The organism is Paenibacillus sp. 01T422 (assembly GCF_056398785.1).
The window spans coordinates 1-1,788 of the sequence record NZ_JBFTQB010001112.1; the positions used below are offsets into that span (position 1 = coordinate 1).

General features: G+C 44.8%; 2 protein-coding genes and 1 pseudogene. 2 read left to right on the forward strand and 1 reads right to left on the reverse strand.

Annotation, left to right across the window (positions count from 1 at the left end; translation table 11 throughout):
* A partial coding sequence (locus tag AC1DUA_RS36175; protein ID WP_477504326.1) for a DUF975 family protein occupies positions 1-474 on the forward strand: 474 nt, incomplete at its 5' end.
* Between the two features lie 69 nt (positions 475-543).
* Here the strand turns inward: AC1DUA_RS36175 and AC1DUA_RS36180 are convergent.
* Positions 544-1,335 carry an HAD family hydrolase gene (locus AC1DUA_RS36180; RefSeq protein WP_477504327.1) on the reverse strand — a complete coding sequence of 264 codons (792 nt, stop codon included), beginning with the start codon at positions 1,333-1,335 and terminating at the stop codon, positions 544-546.
* A gap of 255 nt (positions 1,336-1,590) precedes the next feature.
* On the opposite strand from AC1DUA_RS36180, the pseudogene AC1DUA_RS36185 reads away from it, so the two are divergent.
* A pseudogene (locus tag AC1DUA_RS36185) lies at positions 1,591-1,788 on the forward strand (phosphonoacetaldehyde hydrolase); the annotation flags it as partial.

Genomic DNA, 1,788 nt, shown 5'->3' on the forward strand with positions numbered 1-1,788 from the left:
CCTTTCGAAGTGAGCGTTATGCAATATTTTAAACAAGCCGCTTCTGAAGATGTGAATATGAATTATCTCGTCTACTCGTTCCAAAAAGGCAAATATATGGCTATCGTCAAGGGAATGCTCTGGAAAAACTTTCTGACTTTTCTATGGTATTTGCTGCTCATTATTCCAGGCATTGTGAAGACTTATGCGTACAGCATGGTCCCCTTTCTATTAGGAGACAATCCGGGGATTGGTACGAAGAGGGCGGTAGAGCTTAGTAAACAGATGACGAACGGGCATAAATGGAACATGTTCGTCCTGGATCTTTCTTTCCTTGGATGGTACATCCTAGGATTCCTGGCACTTGGTATCGGCGTTCTCTTCGTTATGCCGTACGATCACTCGACCAAGGCTGAGCTATATAAGGTGCTCAGGCAACAAGCGCTGTATGATGGACTCAGCAGCAGCAAGGAATTGAATCTGCCCGAGGTATGAATCATCGACGGGCATTAATAAGGACTTTCCCAATAAGGTCACAATAGACCTTGTTGGGAAAGTCCTTTTTCATGGCTGCAGAATGGCTAGCAATTCTTGCAGAGCAGCGATCTCGTGGCTTGGCAAGTTATGCAGCGGCGCGGTCCGCTGATGATGATTAATCCAAACATTTTGCATCCCAACCGTTAAAGCTCCTTTGATATCGGTATCCAGATTATCACCGACCATGAGGGCTTCTTCCGCCGTGACACCGAGCAGCTTCAACGCGTGATCAAAAATAGAAGGATCAGGTTTACCGCGGCCAAAGACACCAGAAATCAAGATATGATCAAAGTAATCCGCCAGACCTGGAATACTATCTACCTTCTCCTGCTGCAGGTCAGGTGCCYCGTTCGTCAACAAAAGCAGCTGATATTTCGGCCGCAAAGCTTGCAAGACCTCGAAAGTGGCATCATAGACCAATGGACGCTCTCGACGCTCCTTAGCGAACATCAGCGCGAGCGTTTCACCTAACTTGGGATCGTCTATGCCCAGATTGAGCAGGCCCTGCGTCCACGCATTTTTTTGAAACTCCGGTGCTAACTGTCCAAGTTCTAGAAAGGTAGGATGTTCCTTCGCATCAAATCGTCCCCACAGCGCTTCCAAATCGGTGACTTCAATCATTTTTGCATAGTCATAACAGGCCATCTCCTTAAATAAACGTTCGGATGACGCGCGTACCTCATGTTCTAATTCAGAAGGGTTTACGTTCACAGAAGCTGCCGCTGCCTCGCAGGTCGCCTCGAATGCTTCCCTAATACTTCTTTCATCCCATAATAACGTATTATCTAGATCGAATATAATCGCTTTGATCGGCTTCATTTCTATGATCCCTCCCAGTGTCTTATACTTAATTTCCAACATAATAACAAGGAAGTCAACAGAAAACTGAAGGTTGAATTTCGACGGATAGGTAGATGGAACAACAAAAACAAATTAAATCAAATTAAAAACACATATTTTACACGCGTTTAACGCTGCGATTACAAATGCAGGTTATTATATAGCTATAGACACAACCAAAACCAACAAAAGGTGCTGGAATAACAAGTGAATCAGTCAAACAGGAGGATTTCAATGATACAAGCAGTTGTTTTTGATTGGGCGGGGACGATGGTAGACTATGGGTGTTTTGCTCCCCTTAATGTATTTATGGAAGTCTTCCGCAAAAGAGAGATCGCAATCACCTTGTCAGAAGCGAGAGCGCCCATGGGACTTCTCAAACGCGATCATATTAGCGAAATTTTAAAAATGGAGCGTGTCGCCGGCTTATGG